Consider the following 15,137-nt stretch of genomic DNA (forward strand, 5'->3'; position numbering starts at 1 on the left):
GCTACGCTCACGGCTACATGGGAAAGACGCTGTACGCCTGGCTGGAGAACATGCCGAGGACGGCGTACGCGCCGCCCATGAGGAAATCGCCGAGGATCAATCCGATGAACAGGAACCGGACCTTGTTGTAGAGCCGGGTGCCGCCGTAGTGCAGGACCAGATGGTTGCACAGCCAGCCCAGGAAAAACGGGTACCACAGGATTTTCATGCCCGCCGAATAGGCCGCCAGGTAGCCCAGCGGGTGCAGGGGCCACCAGGGCAGCTTGTAGTAGCAGTAGATGAGCACGAACATGACCAGCGCGCCGAAGCCCGCGTAGGTAAGCAGCCACTGGTTGGGACCGACGGGTTGATCCACCAGCCGCTGGGCGTTTTCGAGATTGGCCAGCACGGTCTGTGTGGCCCAGTCCAGGCGCAGCTCGCGCAGTCCGTAGCGGTGGCCGAGATAGAGCATGGTCGCGAACGCGGCGGCCAGGGCCAGGACCAGGGACAGCCCGATGGCCGCGAGTATCAGCCCGCGCCGGGCCGGGGCCGCTGATTCGCGTATCTTGGCTCCGTGGAACAGGGTCGGGGCCACGGCCTCGCGCACGTCCAGGAACAGGACCTTCTGCATGACCGCCGTGGCGGCCACGCCCGCCGAACCGAGCACGCCCGTGCCGAACAGCCCCATGATACCGTCGGACGGGGCCGCGGTCAGGGTGAAGTAGGGCAGGCCGCCCTGGCAGACCAGTCGGCTGATGACCAGCATGACCAGCATGAAGGCGAGGGGCAGCAGGACCGCGCCGGTCCAGGGCAGGCCGAACCAGCGGCACCAGGCCACCAGGAAGAGCATGCCGAGGATCAGCCCGGCCAGCGGCCAGGCGGGCGGCCCCCATTCCTGGGGAGGCGTGGCGCGGCCCGACCGGTTGATGGCCTCGCCGCCCTTGCAGACCGGCCGGATGAGGCAGGTCACGGTCTCCTTGAGGTGGTGGCGGGCCAGCCAGAGCAGGAAGGCGAAGAACACGGCGTAGGAGCCGATGGTTTGCGCGCCCTCGGGCCGGGCCAGGTCGGGGCCCAGCGTGGTCCCGAGCGCGGCCTCGGGCAGTTGCCAGCCGAATACGTAGAGCAGACCGAAGAGCAGCCCGGCGGCCAGGTGGAAGAACCACATGGAGAAGGATATCTGCCGGGTGGTCAGGAAGGCGAAGCCCACGAAGGCCGGGATGAAATAGAGTTTCAGCTTGTAGAACCCGGAGAAGAGCCCGAACTTCGGGAAATAGGACCCGGCCAGGATCAGGGTCGGCAGCTGCGGCACGGACGGGTAGTAGAAGTGCAGGCCGTTTAAAAGGTGCAGGGCCCCGGTCAGGACCAGGCCGGTGAGCAGGAAGCGGTCCGTCCACCAGGAGGAGAACGTCCTCTGGTCCAGGGCCTCGCCCATGAGCATGGGCACGCGCAGCAGGGGGAAGTTGACCCGCTCGTTGACCACCCACTGGCGGCCGAACAGCGCGGTCAGGCAGATCATCACGAAATACGCGCCCAGGATGAACAGGGACCAGACGATCAGCGGCGGCAGCCAGACTCCCCACGGGATGGACGAGAGGACCTGGAGCACGGACATGTCCCGCCCGTCCTTGAGCCCCTGGAAGAGCTGGCGCACGGCGTCGCCCGAGTGCGGATACCAGGAGTCGGGCAGCAGCGGGCCGAGGACCTCGGTCCAGCGATAGGCGTCCCTGGCGTAGCGTTGGGGCGCGGTGACGTTGACGAAGAAGGTCTCGGTCAGCCCTGCGTAGCCGATGGCCGTGAACAGGGTCATCATCAGCCAGACGACCAGCAGCTCCACCCCGGACAGGACGGGCGGCCTCTTGGTCAGGCGCGCGATCCCGCCGTCGATGAGGAACAGCCAGGCCAGGATGAAGAACGGGGCCAGGGGGAAGTGCCCGCCGCCCAGCGGCACGCCGCCCAGGACCGCGTTGTTGTACGGGGTGAAGACGCACAGGATCAGGCCGAGAACAAGCCCGGCGACCAGTGCGCGCAGCCTCAGACGTCCGTTCATGCCCGGGCCTCCTCTGCTTCCTCGCGCTCCAGGCGCTGCCGTTCCTCTTCCAGGTTCTCGGCGTAGTGGTGCACGGCCTCCTCGTCCAGGGAGCGCCAGGCGAGCAGTTGCTTGCGCAGGTCGTTGATGAAATTGCGGTTGAGGTTCTCCCAGGCCGTGAGCTCGCCCGCCTCGCGGTCGATGAGCACCTTGATCTGCCGGAATCCCTTGTAGATGTCGGACGGGCAGAAGACCAGCTTGACCTTCTGGCGCACGCCGAAGTCGAAGGGGGCCAGCCAGGCGCGCAGGTCCATGGAGAAGCACAGGTCGTCGCTCAGGGGGATGTCCTGGCCCGCGCCGGTGGTCAGGCCGCCGGCCGCCTCCCGCTCTTCCAAGTCCAGGAAGTTGCAGCGCATGTCGTCGGTGCAGAACGTCCCGTGGGACACGTCGTGGTGGGCCAGGTAGTACTGGCGCAGGAATCCGCCCGCGGACTTCATCTCGGCCATCTTGATCAGAAACGGCAGGATGACGGTCATGCGGTCGCCTTCGGCCTCGGGCATGGTCCACGACTTGTTCACGTCCGGGATGGCGATGTTGGCCGCCACCCGCGCCGGGTAGATGGCCGAGACCAGGACCACGCCGATGACCAGGACCATGGCGGCCACGCCCGCGGTGGACGAGTAGTTGGCGGTCATGCCCGCCCACAGCGGCGTTCCGGCCAGAAAGGCGCTGGACGTCTGGGCCAGGACGTAGCCGACCACCACGGAGATGACCGCGAAGGCCAGGGACTCGGCGATGAACAGGAAGGCCACGTGCGGCGGGGCCAGCCCCACCGAGGTGTAGACCGCGATCTCGGGGCGGCGCTCGTAGACCGAGCCGATCATGGTGTTGAGCACGATCAGGATGGAGATGGCCAGGGGAATCAGGATGTTGGCCACGCCCGAGTAGTTGACCGCGTCCGACGCGAAATATAGGGATGTTCCCTCGGGCCCGCCCTTGAACAGGAGCAGGCCGAAGCGGTCGCCCAGGTCGTCGCCCACGCGGTGGCCCGCGTCCGGGTGCACGGCAATGCCCTTGAGCCGCCCGGCGGACAGGGAGAGCAGTTCCTCGGCCGGAATGACCACGGTCTCGAAGCCGGGGATGTGCTGGTAGCGGGACTCGGTGGCCATGACGTCCTCGCCGTTCTCGATGGCCTCGGCCTCCACCTCGGAGAGCTGGGTGGCCGCCTGGTTGGGGAAGACGATGGGGGTCATGGGCTCGCCGTCCAGGTCCGGGTTGTCGCGCAGTCCCTCGTCGCTGAACACGCCCACCAGGGTCAGGGGCAGCCCCCAGATGACCACTTTGTTGCGCTTCGGGTCGTCCGGGTCGGCCCCGATCCGTTCAGCCATGCGCTGCGGCAGCATGACCGCCTGGCGTTCGCCCTCCCTGAACCAGCGCCCCTTGACCAGGATGCGGTCGAGCCCGCTGACCTGCGGCTCGCGCCAGGACAGGCCGATCAGGCCGCGTCCCTGGGTCTCCTTGCCGTCGCGGACCACCGGGATAAGCGGGGCGCGGGATTTGTCGGAGGTGAATCCGGTGTCGTACCAGACGCGCGGCGCCACGGCCCCGGTCCCGGCGAACGCGGTGCGCATGACCGACAGGGCCTCCACCGGAATGTCCTGCCAGTTGAGGTACTTGACCATGAGCCCGTCATAGGAGGCGTGGTCGTTGAAACGGGCCCATCCGGCCTGGCGCACGGATTTGACCGTGGTGAAGTTCATGATCGTGAAGGTCAGGATGACCAGTGTGGCGAAGGTCAGGAAGGTGCGTACCGGCCGCCGCTTCAGGTTGCCCACCCCGAGCACGAAGGCCGCGCCGAAGGCGGCCATGGGGCTGATGCCGGTCAGCTTGACGTGGGACGAGCGCTTCTGCAGCTCGACCATCTCCCGCTCGAACCTGAAGAAGATGATCATCGAGACCAGCAGCGACAGGGCCAGGATGAAGAAGGCCAGGATGACCACCAGCGGTGAATAGGTCAGCTGGAACGCCGGGTGCACCAGGTAGATGATCCCGATGATCAGGACCAGGAAGCCGAGGAACGCCCCGATCCGTTTCTTGATGTCCACGAAGGAGAAGAAGAGCCGTTCCATGCAGTAGGCGAACGGCACGAACAGGGCCACGTAGAAGAGCACTCCGAAGAGCACGTCGCGCTGGGTCTTGTCCACGTCGTTGTACACCCGGCTGGCCTTAGCCAGGGAGGCGCGGGAGGACTCGACGAACTTGTCCCACTGCTTGGCCTCCTTGTAGCGCACGGCGTCGGCCAGCTCGCGGTCGCCCTGCCTGCGCAGCAGCCGGATGCGGTCGTTGACGATGCCCTTGTCCTCGAGGTTGTCGATGCGCGGGCCGAGCAGGGCCCACATGTCGCGGGCCGCCCTGAATTCGGTCATGGGGATGACCGGCCACTTGCGGGCGATGTAGCCCAGGCCGTCCGGGTGCTCCGCGTCCGCGTTGAGCAGCAGGACCTTCTTGTCCAGGACCGTGTCCGACAGGGTCAGCTTGACCGGGGTGTCCGGCTCCAGGAACAGGGTGCCCAGGGTGGACGAGCGGGTGTCGAGGCGGCTGTACCAGTAGCTCACGGGCGGGGCCTCGGTGCGGCCGTCGATCAGGGTCGGGCGGTAGAGATACTTGAATGTCCGGGGCTCGAACATGTCGAACAGGGTGGTCTGGGTGCAGGCGAACAGGATCAGGTCCGTGGCCTGCACGGCGCGGGACAGCTTGATGCGGTAGGCGTCCTTGCCGGTCTTGGGCTTGTCGATGGCCCACTCGGCCAGGCCGGTCTCGTCGTTGAACCGGAAGGCCTCGATCACGCCCTTGTGGTAGCTGACCTTCTTGCTGGCCAGGCCGGGGATGCGGAAGTTGCCCTGGGTGTCGACCATGCCGTAGCTGCGCGTCTGCCACTGGAAGGCCAGGACGACCAGGCCGGTGCCCGGTCGGTCCGGGAAGATTTCGCCCTTGCGCAGGAGATTGGCCCGTCCTTCCAGGGTGACGAAGTTGTTCTTGCCGCGCTTGCCCGCGTCCGCGATGGGCTCGGCCGTCAGAGCCCGGATCAGGGTGCGGACCAGCCGGGACTGGCGGGCCAGGAAATCGAAGTCCACGCGGCCGGGCCGGTCGTAGGGGGTGCCCCAGGTCGGGCGCACGTCGTGGACCGTGGCCAGGGTGAAGCCGGGCAGCCCGGCCAGGGCCATGGGCTCCCCGCCCAGCTCGGGCCGGTCGGGCAGATAGCTCTGCCAGGCGCGCTTACCGGGCCTGAGCGTGTCGCGGAACAGCTTCGCCGTGGCCGGGTCGGTCTGTTTCAATCGCTCCACTGCGCCCTTCATGACCGTGTCCAGGGGGCGGAAGAAGCCGGTCCGGTTGACGTCGGGCTTGAGGTCTACGAGGAACCCCTGGTCGAACCCGCCCAGGCCGTTGCCGTGGGAGGAGAGGAACAGGGAGACGTGGGCCGCGATGCTCGTCTCGCCCAGGGCGTCGCGCACGGCCCGCGCCGAGGCGATGTCCCCGAGCTGGCCCGAAGCGTCGGCCAGCACCTGCGCGCGCAGTTTCCTTGCGGGGTCGAAGAACCGTTTGAGCGCGGTCCGTTCCTCCGGGGGCAGCGGGTAGTCGTCCACCGTGGAGCTGATCCAGGTCAGCCGCTTGAGCCGGATGCGCTCGTCGGCCAGGGCCTGGATGCGCGTCTGGTCGGCGGTGGCCGTCTCGGCGCGGGCCCCTTCCTGCGGCCCGGCCAGCAACCGCAGCCGCATGAGCTCGCTGGTGATGTCGTCCTCGCGGTTGCGGACCACGGCCTTGAGCGCCCTCTTGAGCAGGGCCGCGTCCGCCGGATCGGCCAGGTCGGCCGGGGCGAGTGGGGCGGGCGAAGCCAGCAGGGCCAGGGTGCGCTCGGTGTCGCCCACCAGCCGCCTGAGCTCGTTGCGCCGCTCCTTCAAATCCTCGCCCTTGGTCACCAGGGCCCAGGTGAATTCGCGCATGCCCGCCTGGGCCGAAGATTTGCCCGCCGTGGCCAGGAAGAGGACGGAGCGCTTGGGCCGGTGCGCGGCCAGGTCGGCGGCCAGGTCCATGAGCGCGGCCATGGAAGCGCCTTCGTCCGCGCCCGGGGAATGGCCCTCCACCAGGGCGGTGGAGTCGTAGAACGCCTCCACGATGACGGTCTCTTTCGAAAGCTCGGGATCGGTCCCCGCAATGCGGCAGTAGACGTTATCCAGCCGCTCGTTGCGCCACTTGCCCTTGGAGGTCAGGACCGCCTTGCCCAGGACGCGCGGCCCGCCCGAGGTCAGCCCGTGGCCGAACAGGGCCTCGGCCCGTTCGCGGGAGATCCAGAAGATCGGGAAATCCACCGGCGTGAGCTCGAACTTGTCTCTGAAACGGGCCCTGGGCCCCGGGCCGCCGTCGCCGCCGCGCCCACGAAGATCAGGCCGCGCGCGCCGAGCATGGCCGCGTTGTTCCAGTTCTTGCCCGAGTCCATGTCCATGAGGACCACGGAACCCTGGACCGCCATGCCGTCGAAATCGACCACGCGCCCGCCCGCCGCGTAGAGCAGCGGTCCGTCGATGCCGGGCGGGGCCACGGCGCCGGGGGACAGGGCGTTGGCCCGCAGCTGGCGCAGGGGCTCCACGCGGCCGGTGGCCGCCATGGTCAGGGTCGCGCCCTCCTGGACCTGCACGGGCAGGTGGAAGGACTGTCGGCCCACGGTTCCGTCCGGGAACAGCCGCCGGAACTCGTTCTCGACCATGTCCGCGGCCTTGGCCAGCCCCGGGCTGCCCGGCGAACGGTCGCCCAGCCCGCTCAGTGCGCGCAGGAACGTTGCGCCGTCGGCCAGGGCCGGGCAGGCGGCTGCCAGGAGCAGGCCGAGCGCCAGGAAGGCGGCCGGGAGGGCGGTTGAGAAGAGCGGGCCGCGCCGGATCATGGTCTACGCTCCGGTTTCCCTGTGGCCGGTCAGTTTTTCGCCGATGCCGCCGATGGAGATGTCCAGTTCCTCGCGCCGCTCGATGCGGTCCACCTGGCCGTCGCGCACCCAGACCACGCGGTCGGACACGTTGAGCATCTTGTAGTCGTGGGTGGCCGAAATGACCGTGACCCCGCGTTCCTCGGAGAGCATCTGCAGGAGCTCGATGATCTCCTCGCCCGTGGACAGGTCCAGGTTGCCGGTGGGCTCGTCGGCCAGGACGATGGACGGATCGTTGGCCAGGGACCGGGCCACGGCCACGCGCTGCTGCTGTCCGCCGGACAGCTCCAACGGTTTGTGCTGGAATCGTTCGCCCAGCCCGACCAGCTTGAGCAGCTCGATGCCCTTGTCCTGGGCGTCGTCCGCGTTCATGCCCGCAAAGGTCATGGGCAGGGTGACGTTCTCCAGCGCGGTCATCACCGGGATGAGGTTGAAGGTCTGGAAGATGTAGCCGATCTTGCGGTTTCTGAGCCAGGCCAGCTCGAAGGCGTCCAGCTGGGAGATGTCCACCTCGTCGATGAAGACCTTGCCCTCGGTGGGCTTGTCCAGGCCGCCGATCATGTTGAACAGGGTGGACTTGCCCGAGCCGGACGGGCCCATGATGGAGATGTACTCCCCGGCGAATATCTCGAGGTCCACGCCCTTGAGGGCCTGGAGTTCGACCTTGCCCATGGTGAAGGTCTTCTTTACGCCGATGACGCGGACGATGGTGCGTTTTTCGTCACTCATAAACTATCCTCAATGTTCCGCCCGGATGGCCTTGATGGGGTCCATGCGCGCCGCCAGCCAGGCGGGGTAGAGCACGCCGAGCAGGCTCAGGCCGCAGCCCGCCAGGGTGGCCAGCCCCACGGAGCCGAGCAGGGAGACGGGCGGCAGGCTCGCCAGGGACGCGAAACCGAAGCGCACGGCCCCGGTCAGCAGGGAAAACAGGCAGCCCAGGAGCGCGCCGGTGAATGCCCCGGCCAGCCCCTGCATGGCCGCTTCCATCAGGAACAGGCGCAGGATCATGGAGTCCAGTGCGCCCAAACACTTCATGACCCCGATCTCGGAGAACCGCTCGGTCACGGACATGAGCTGGGCGTTGACGATGCCCACGGTGCAGACCAGCAGGGACAGGATGACGATCCAGCGTTCCTTGGCCGACATGGCCACGGCCCCGTGGGCCAGGTCCACGTCGTAGCCCGCCTGGGACAGGGCCCGGGCCGCCTCCCGGCCGCCGTGCAGAAGCATGCCCGTGGCGATATCCAGGTTGACCAGCACGAAGCTCAGGAACGAGACGGCCAGGACCAGGCTCGACACCGTGATCATGGAGCGGAAAAAACGGACCTTCAGGCTCTTGTAGCTGATCTCGAGGGATTTCGAGAACGGCAGCGAAATGAGTCGTTCCGGTTTGTGCATTGATTTCCTTTCAATTCGAACGTGCTGGATTCGTTCATTCTCATCATATAGTTTCGGGCACTCGGAAACAAGTGGAAACAGGAATCATTGTACGCATATCACATTCCCGGCAAAAATGCTCCCGGCTCAGCGGAACACGCCCTTGACCACGACCAGGGTCAGGTCGTCCTCGCGACCGTTCTTCCCGGAGAATTCGACCACCTGCGCGCTGACGGCCGACAGGATTTCTTGCGCGCTCTTGTCGCGGTTGTCGCGGATGATCCGGCGCAGACGCTGGCGGCCGAACATGCTCCCGTCCGGGCCCCGGGCCTCCCACACGCCGTCCGTGGTGATGCACAGGATCTGTCCCGGACCGGGCAGGGGGATGGACCGCTCGTGGTAGTCCCAGCCCGGCTCCACGCCGAGCGGGATGTCCACGCCCTTGAGTTCGGTGAATGCGTCTGTTGCCGGGTCGTACAGCTGCGGCGGCTGCTGGCCCGCGTTGACCCAGGTGATCGCGCCCTCGGCCGGGTCCATGACCATGAAGAACAGGGTCATGAACCGCCCGGTGTCGCCGATGTCGCGGCTCAGGTGCAGATTGGCCCGGCGGATGCTCTCGGCCGCCGAGCCGGGCGTGGCCGCGTTCTGGCGGATGACGGCGCGCCCGGCGGTCATGAGCAGGGCCGCGCCGATGCCGTGGCCCGACACGTCGCCCACGGCCACGGCCAGCTGGCCGCAGTTGTCCGGGTCGCACTCGATGAAGTCGTAGAAGTCGCCGCCGGTCTCGTCCGAGAACAGGCTTGCGCCCGCGATGTCCAGGCCGGGCATGGCCGGGGCCTCCCGGGGCAGGAAGTGCTGCTGGACCTCCTGGGCGATGAGCAGTCCCTCGCGCATGCGCACGCCCTCCCGCAGCCGGGCGATCATGGTGTTGGTGTGCCCGGCGATGACCCCCATCTCGTCGGATGTGGTCACGGGCACGCGGCGGGACAGGTCGCCCCGGCTGACGTTTTCCAGGACCTCGGTCTGGGTGTCGAAGACCATGCGCATGTTCCGGGCGTAGGAGACCACCAGGTTGACGAGCATGACCATGAGAAAGCCCATGACGAAGAGGATTTCCACCAGGACGGAACGGCCGATCATGTCCAGGGTCTCGAGGTTCAGGTCCTGGGTGGCCAGCCAGCCGATGTCGCGGATGATGACCAGCAGGACGATGGCCGTGCTCAGGATCAGGACGAGCATGGCCACGATGGAGAACTTGCGGGTCATGGAGATGAGCCGGGAGGGCGGGGTGTAGCTGGCGTCGCCCGCCAGGGCGCTGCGGATGACCTGCCGCTCGCGGGCCAGCCCGAGGTCGAGCCCGGCGAAGAGCCCCACGGTGAAGAGGCCCAGGACCAGCTTGAGGCCGCTCTCGATCAGCGGATAGTGGTAGACGGCGAAGAGGATCCCCCCGGCAATGAGCCCGGCGGCGAGGAACAGGCCGAGGTCCATCTGGAGCTGGCGCAGGGGGCGGCGCAGGGGGCGGACCCGCTCGACCGTCCGGCGCTGGACGTAGGGCCGGACGACCCAGGCCGCGGCCATGGGGACCAGGATGACCACCGCGAGCTCCCAGACCGGGAGCTGGGCCATGAACGGTCAGACCTGCCCGCCGTACACCGCGCCGCCGACCACGGCCAGCGCGTAGTACAAAAAAGGTCGCCATGCGGGCATGGCAGGTTCGTTTCGCATCCGCCCTTCCCTGTTTGTCGCCTATTCCTTTGCCAATCTGCTTGATCTTGTTTAATCATAAGTGGTGTCCACAGCGCGGACAAGCGTAAAAAACAAACGTAGGCGATGAATATGAGAAGAGCATGTTTCCTGTTGCTGATTCTGACGGCCCTCTTCGCGACGCCCGCATTGGCCGGCAAGGGGTTCCCGACCACCCTGGCCGGGTTCACGCTGGGCGATCCGATGGAGGACTACGAGGACTATTGCCGCGAGGGAGACCCCATCCCGGTGTCGGACGCGCCGTTTTTGTCCGAGGCCCAGCTCAAGGCCGAGAATCTGCCGGGCGTGCGCGCCGGCAGCCTGGCCTTCGGCAATTGCGGGGGCGACGAGAGGCTGGTGCGCATCAAGCTCAAGTTCAACGATCACGGCCAGGGGCTGTTCAATCGGCTCTACGACCGCTACGAGGCGGACTTCGGCAAGCCGGACAAGTACCTGGGCGACACCTTCAAGAACGTCATCGCCTGGGAGTGGCGCTTCACGGACGGCAAGGGCGGGCAGATCTCGCTGGTGCTCATGTGGAGCCGCGACAAGGAGATCCGGCCCGGCGTGTCCATCAAGATGACCCACGAGACCCTGATGGAAGAGGAATTCAAGTGCTACAAGTCCAAGCGCAAGGGGAGCATGGGCAAGATGGGCATGACCAGGATCGGCTCCCTGGACGCCTACGTGCCGCGCTAGCATGCCTGATTTCGCCTGGAACGGGATCGGGCTGGCCGCGCCTTCCGGCTGGGAACCCTCGGCCATAGAGCGCGACGGGCTCCTCCTGGCGGACGGCCTCGGTCCGGTCTGCGAGCTGAAGTGGAACCGCGTGCAGGGCTCCTTCTCCTTTGACAAGCATCTCAAGAAACTGACCAAGGGCAACAAGGGCGCCGTGGTCCTCGCGGCCGGGGCGGACGAGGTGCCGGACGCCTGGGCCCGGGCCGAGGACCGGCTGGCCGAATCCGGCCTGCGCGCCAAGAGCTTTCTGTGGCGGGCGGACGGCAACCGTGGGCTGGGCGCGGCCCTGCATCATCCCGGCACCGGGCTGGCCTGCCTGGTCCAGTTTTTCATCCGCTGCGAGGACGACGAGCCCGTGGCCGCTGAAGTCCTGGCCACCCTGCGCGATCACACCGGGGGCAAGACCGTGCCGTGGGCCATGTTCGGTCTGGCCGCGCGGGTGCCCGCCGACTTTGCGCTGGACACCTTTTCGTTTCGGCCCGGCCACTACCGGGTGGCCTGGTGGCGGACAGCCTCGGGCAAGCGCAACGAGCGCGTCCCCACGGGCAAGGGGCCGGGCGCCCGGCTCGACTTCGAGCGCTTCGCCCCGGCCTCGGTCCTGCTCAAGGGGGCCACTTTGGAGGCGTGGTGCCGCGAAAGGCTGGCCCACGCGCCGCCCGCGTCCGTGACCGTGGAAAACGGCCCGGGCCGGATCGACTGGCGCGGCGCGGCCAAGACCTCGCTGCTGCGCAAGGCCCTGCGCCGGGAGGTCAAGACCTGCGGCCGGGCCTGGACCCCGGAAGCGGGCAACGCCGTATTGGCGGTCATGGCCGAGGGCACTACGCTCCCGGCCGAGTCCACGTTCAACGACATCTGCGGGAGCTTCACCCTTGTTCCGGAAGAAACGGCCTGAGCCGACCATATCCCGCGCCGAGGCCCTGCGCATGGTCCCGGTGCGCAACCAGGCCGTGGAGATCACCGAGTTGCCCGACGGCCTGGTCCAACTGGCCTATCCCCTGGCCGTCAAGCCGTGGTTCGGCCACCTGGCCGACAAGGTCGGCCTGTGGGACGGCACCCCCATGACCAAGACCGTGGAACTCGACGAGATGGGCACGTTCGTCTGGCGCCACATCGACGGCGAGCGGTCCGTGCGGGACATCGCCGAGGCGTTCACCAAGGCCTACGAGGTCCAGCCCCGGGAGGCGGAGCTGGCGGTGACCGCGTTCATCAAGACGATCGGCCAGCGCGGCATCATCGGTCTGAAATAGGGCGGCTTCCGATAGCGGGCCATCCGCACATTTTCCGCAAGGGCCTTTCATCCTCACGTAGGGTGTCTACGCTGCGGTGAAAGCCCCTTGCGAAAAAAGCACGGCTGCCCCCCTCTCGAAAGCCTTTTCCGAGGGGACAGCGGCAACAGGCCGCCGGGAATCAGGACTCTTTGAGGGGGGCGGGCAGGATTTCCACCTTCATTTCGGTGGCCGCCGCCTTGAGGAACACGCGCACTTCGCGGGCCAGGTGCGGGCTGTAGCGGAGCAGGAGAATCCCCTTGAATTTGTTGACCACGGTGAACACGCCGAGATTGTCGTACCCTTCCAGCAGGAACCGGAAGAGCCCGATGTCGCTCGGATCGATGCGCACGTAGGTCCGCGCGGACCACTGTGGGGGAGGGGGGCAGACCCTTTTGCGGGGTCTTCGACGCGACGGGGATGCCATGGAGGCTGTCTAGCCTCCACCAGATGAAAAGGCAAATGCGTTTTCCGGGGTCCGTCGCTTTGGGCGAAAGAGAGATTCGCTGAACTCGGGGGGGAATGTCCGCGCATTCGCGTCGGGACGTTGGATTGTCCTCCTTACATTGTTTTTCGCCTTTACGGCGACTTCCTTTTTTGCTGGCGCAGAAAAAAGGAAGCAAAAACTGCGCTTTTGGTGCGAACGCGGCGGAAGCGGCCCCAAGAGCCCGTAGCGGCTTTCGCTGGCCGGATAGATGTCTGCTGCGCAGACGCGATCCAGCCTGCGCTTCGCCGCTAAGACGGGCTCTAGGGTCCGCTTCCGATTGCCGCCCTCCGTATGAATGGATTGAGCTGCCGCGTTTGGCTCGGCGTAAGGATCGGCAGCAACTCCTTACGGTGGCCATGGAGCGATTCGGACGCTTGCGTCCGCCAGCGGCTCTCCATAACTTCGCGCTGAGGCTCACCCTTCCACTCCATGCCACACCTCTTCCCTTCACCCAAACGAGCCCTTGAACGAGAGGTTAGTAGCTGACCGCGAGGGGCGGCGGCTTTTCGAATCGTCGCGAGCGTAGCGAGCCTCGATTCGGGAGCCGCCCCGAGCGGATCAGCTTCTTGCCTCTCGTTCTCCGGGCGGCCGCCAACACTCCAAGGCCCTTTTTTCGTCTATTTTTTTGGACCAGCAAAAAAATGGACCCCGCCGGGAGGGCATGGAGCGAGTGCGGGGGCGCAGCCCCGCACAGCGGCTCTTAAGCGGTGCAACCGCGCATTTTCCTCTTTGTCCCACAAAAAAAGCCGCCCCAAAGGGCGGCCTTCCATATCTCTTCAAAAGCGAGCCGCAGGCTTACGAAGTCAAATCCGCCTTGGCCAGGACCTCGATCAGCCGCCGGAGCATGTCCATGTCGAACGCGCTGCGCATGGACTTGATCCTGGCCAGGGCCTCGAACGGGGTCAAACGCCGGCCTTCGCGGCCGCGAGTCAGATTGTCGTACTCGTTGCACAGGATGAGCGCCTTGACGTAGGACGGCAGCATGTGCCCGGTGGACCCGGACGGGTAGCCCAGGCCGTCCTCGCGCTCGTGGTGGAAGAGGATGCACTGCAGCGTCTCCTGGGGCAGGGGCAGGGCCGAGCATACGCCCACGCCAAGCGCCGGGTGGGACTTGACCAGGTCCATGTCGGCCCGGCTCAGCGTGTCGAATTTCTTTCGGAAAATCTCCTGCGGCAGTTCCAGCTTGCCGATGTCGTGGAGGATGGCCCCCATGCCCACGGCCACCAGCAGGTCCGAATCCTCCTTCATGAACGAGCACAACGTGGTCACGGTCAGGACCATGACCCCGATGCCGTGCTGGAATATCTCCTCGCCCTCGCGGATGAACCGGGAGAGCTCCTTGAGGGCGTCGTCCCGGGACAGGAAGCGGAGCGAGTCGGTGATCAGCGAGCGGATGCGCTGGAAACGGCGCTTGTCCACGGGTTTGGGCAGGGAGCGGTCGAACGCCTCGCGGGCCAGGGACACGGTGGCGTCGCTCCATATCCGGGCGCGTTCGCCCACCGGGATGGCCTCGTCGTCCATGAGCTCCAGGATGTTCTCCTGCACGTAGCGGGTGAAGTGGGCGTAGTCCGAGGCCCGGACATAGAGGTGGTCCACGCCGAGCAGGCTCAGGCGCTGCTTGTGCTCGTCGGTGAACAGCTCGCCCTTTTCCGCGTACAGCACGAGCTTGCCGCCCTGCTTCAGGAACAGGGAAAAGCCGCCCACGCGGGACGGGATGACCATGTAGGGCGAGACCTTGACCATGCCCTGGCCGTTGCCGTTCTTGTCTTTATGTGCGCCGTTTCCGGCGGAAGGGTTGTTGCCCATGCGTTCTCCTTGGGGAAGGCCGGGATCGGGTGCGGGGCGCGGGGTGTCGGAAGGAGCGTCGGCAACCCGGCTGCCTGCGTGAGGCCCGTGGCTTTCCGTCCCCGTCTCGCGACGGGTTTGGCAATCTCTCTATTAGGGCCTATACGCGCTGCGTTGGTGGCTGTAAAGCATCTGCAAAAGGGCGTCCGCGCACGGGTTCAGCCCAGGGAGCGGAGCAGCCGGTAGACCTTGTTGGTGTGGTCCACGGCCTGGTTGCGCACATAGCGGCAGGTGAAGTCGAATTCGATCTCCGGGACGTTGATCAGGGACAGGACCACGTCGAATTCCATGGCCTCGATCCGCTCGATGGCCGAGCAGGTGGCGTCGGTGCACGCGAACAGCTCCTCCTCCCGGCCCAGGACGGACCCGAGGATATTTTCCAGCCGGAGGATGACGTCGGGCGGCACGGGCGTCGCCCGACGGAAATCGGGCAGGGAGCGGGCGATGTCCTGGACCACGCGGGCGTGGAGCAGTTCGTCCTCCATGATCTCCGACAGGAGCTCGACCGTCTCCGGGTTGTCCGGGCAGCGCTCCCGCAGCTTGGCGTAAAAGCCGTAGGCCGTGTCCTCCAGCCGGGCCACGAGATCGAGCAGGGTGCCGAGTGTATTGGATTGCGCCATGATGGACATATTGTCCGGGATAAGGCAGCCCGTCAACCCGGGGGCGGTTTCCTTCGCACCGACTCCGATTGTTCACGTTCCG

12 protein-coding genes and 1 riboswitch are annotated in these 15,137 nt (G+C 66.6%); of the genes, 3 read left to right on the plus strand and 9 right to left on the minus strand.

All coding sequences use genetic code 11. The features are described from left to right. Positions 1-13: 13 nt before the first annotated feature. The 6 genes from ACR42D_RS01965 to ACR42D_RS01990 all read right to left on the minus strand — a co-directional run bounded on the left by ACR42D_RS01965 (position 14) and on the right by ACR42D_RS01990 (position 9,983). On the minus strand, positions 14-2,026 hold the full coding sequence (locus ACR42D_RS01965) for a DUF6785 family protein (protein WP_484565196.1): 2,013 nt from the start codon (positions 2,024-2,026) through the stop codon (positions 14-16). Then, complete coding sequence (locus tag ACR42D_RS01970; protein ID WP_484565197.1) at positions 2,023-6,372, minus strand: ABC transporter permease; 4,350 nt, start codon at positions 6,370-6,372, stop codon at positions 2,023-2,025. The genes ACR42D_RS01965 and ACR42D_RS01970 overlap by 4 nt, the downstream gene beginning before the upstream one ends. After that, positions 6,309-6,941, minus strand: a complete 633-nt coding sequence (locus ACR42D_RS01975) for a hypothetical protein (RefSeq protein WP_484565198.1) — start codon at positions 6,939-6,941, stop codon at positions 6,309-6,311. The genes ACR42D_RS01970 and ACR42D_RS01975 overlap by 64 nt, the downstream gene beginning before the upstream one ends. A gap of 3 nt (positions 6,942-6,944) precedes the next feature. Then, entirely contained in the window at positions 6,945-7,709 is a 765-nt protein-coding gene (locus ACR42D_RS01980; protein WP_484565199.1) for an ABC transporter ATP-binding protein, read from the minus strand. 9 nt (positions 7,710-7,718) lie between these two features. Beyond that, positions 7,719-8,378, minus strand: coding sequence for an ABC transporter permease (locus ACR42D_RS01985; RefSeq protein ID WP_484565200.1), 660 nt, complete (start codon positions 8,376-8,378; stop codon positions 7,719-7,721). A 126-nt stretch (positions 8,379-8,504) separates the two neighbouring features. Then, positions 8,505-9,983: a PP2C family protein-serine/threonine phosphatase gene (locus ACR42D_RS01990; RefSeq protein WP_484565201.1), complete on the minus strand. Its 1,479-nt coding sequence runs from the start codon at positions 9,981-9,983 to the stop codon at positions 8,505-8,507. A gap of 210 nt (positions 9,984-10,193) precedes the next feature. Here ACR42D_RS01990 and ACR42D_RS01995 point away from each other — a divergent pair, with 210 nt between their 5' ends. From ACR42D_RS01995 to ACR42D_RS02005, 3 genes are read left to right on the plus strand one after another with little or no spacing between them, the layout of a single operon-like run. Beyond that, on the plus strand, positions 10,194-10,799 hold the full coding sequence (locus ACR42D_RS01995; RefSeq protein ID WP_484565202.1) for a hypothetical protein: 606 nt from the start codon (positions 10,194-10,196) through the stop codon (positions 10,797-10,799). A 1-nt stretch (position 10,800) separates the two neighbouring features. Continuing rightward, entirely contained in the window at positions 10,801-11,730 is a 930-nt protein-coding gene (locus tag ACR42D_RS02000) for a hypothetical protein (RefSeq protein WP_484565203.1), read from the plus strand. Beyond that, complete coding sequence (locus ACR42D_RS02005) at positions 11,708-12,085, plus strand: PqqD family protein (RefSeq protein WP_484565204.1); 378 nt, start codon at positions 11,708-11,710, stop codon at positions 12,083-12,085. The genes ACR42D_RS02000 and ACR42D_RS02005 overlap by 23 nt, the downstream gene beginning before the upstream one ends. Positions 12,086-12,245: 160 nt before the next feature. Here ACR42D_RS02005 and ACR42D_RS02010 read toward each other — a convergent pair whose 3' ends face one another. From ACR42D_RS02010 to ACR42D_RS02020, 3 genes are all read right to left on the minus strand, one after another. Beyond that, entirely contained in the window at positions 12,246-12,455 is a 210-nt protein-coding gene (locus tag ACR42D_RS02010) for a DUF4911 domain-containing protein (protein WP_484565205.1), read from the minus strand. Between the two features lie 930 nt (positions 12,456-13,385). After that, positions 13,386-14,396, minus strand: a complete 1,011-nt coding sequence (locus ACR42D_RS02015) for an HD-GYP domain-containing protein (RefSeq protein ID WP_484565206.1) — start codon at positions 14,394-14,396, stop codon at positions 13,386-13,388. A 57-nt stretch (positions 14,397-14,453) separates the two neighbouring features. Then, a riboswitch (cyclic di-GMP riboswitch) is annotated at positions 14,454-14,528 on the minus strand. 65 nt (positions 14,529-14,593) lie between these two features. Next, the gene (locus ACR42D_RS02020) at positions 14,594-15,055 is read right to left on the minus strand and encodes a hypothetical protein (protein WP_484565207.1); all 462 of its coding nucleotides are present in this window, start codon (positions 15,053-15,055) and stop codon (positions 14,594-14,596) included. Positions 15,056-15,137 lie beyond the last annotated feature (82 nt).

The organism is Pseudodesulfovibrio sp. lm2024, assembly GCF_051175575.1.
In the GTDB taxonomy this organism is placed as follows: Bacteria; Desulfobacterota; Desulfovibrionia; order Desulfovibrionales; family Desulfovibrionaceae; genus Pseudodesulfovibrio; species Pseudodesulfovibrio caledoniensis.

Bases quoted from the DNA above. Each gene is read 5' to 3' on its own strand.
- ACR42D_RS02015 (WP_484565206.1), bottom strand. From the start codon at position 14,396: ATGGGCAACAACCCTTCCGCCGGAAACGGCGCACATAAAGACAAGAAC.
- ACR42D_RS01975 (WP_484565198.1), bottom strand. From the start codon at position 6,941: ATGATCCGGCGCGGCCCGCTCTTCTCAACCGCCCTCCCGGCCGCCTTC.
- ACR42D_RS01965 (WP_484565196.1), bottom strand. From the start codon at position 2,026: ATGAACGGACGTCTGAGGCTGCGCGCACTGGTCGCCGGGCTTGTTCTC.
- ACR42D_RS01995 (WP_484565202.1), top strand. From the start codon at position 10,194: ATGAGAAGAGCATGTTTCCTGTTGCTGATTCTGACGGCCCTCTTCGCG.
- ACR42D_RS02020 (WP_484565207.1), bottom strand. From the start codon at position 15,055: ATGGCGCAATCCAATACACTCGGCACCCTGCTCGATCTCGTGGCCCGG.
- ACR42D_RS02000 (WP_484565203.1), top strand. From the start codon at position 10,801: ATGCCTGATTTCGCCTGGAACGGGATCGGGCTGGCCGCGCCTTCCGGC.
- ACR42D_RS01980 (WP_484565199.1), bottom strand. From the start codon at position 7,709: ATGAGTGACGAAAAACGCACCATCGTCCGCGTCATCGGCGTAAAGAAG.
- ACR42D_RS01985 (WP_484565200.1), bottom strand. From the start codon at position 8,378: ATGCACAAACCGGAACGACTCATTTCGCTGCCGTTCTCGAAATCCCTC.
- ACR42D_RS01990 (WP_484565201.1), bottom strand. From the start codon at position 9,983: ATGGCCCAGCTCCCGGTCTGGGAGCTCGCGGTGGTCATCCTGGTCCCC.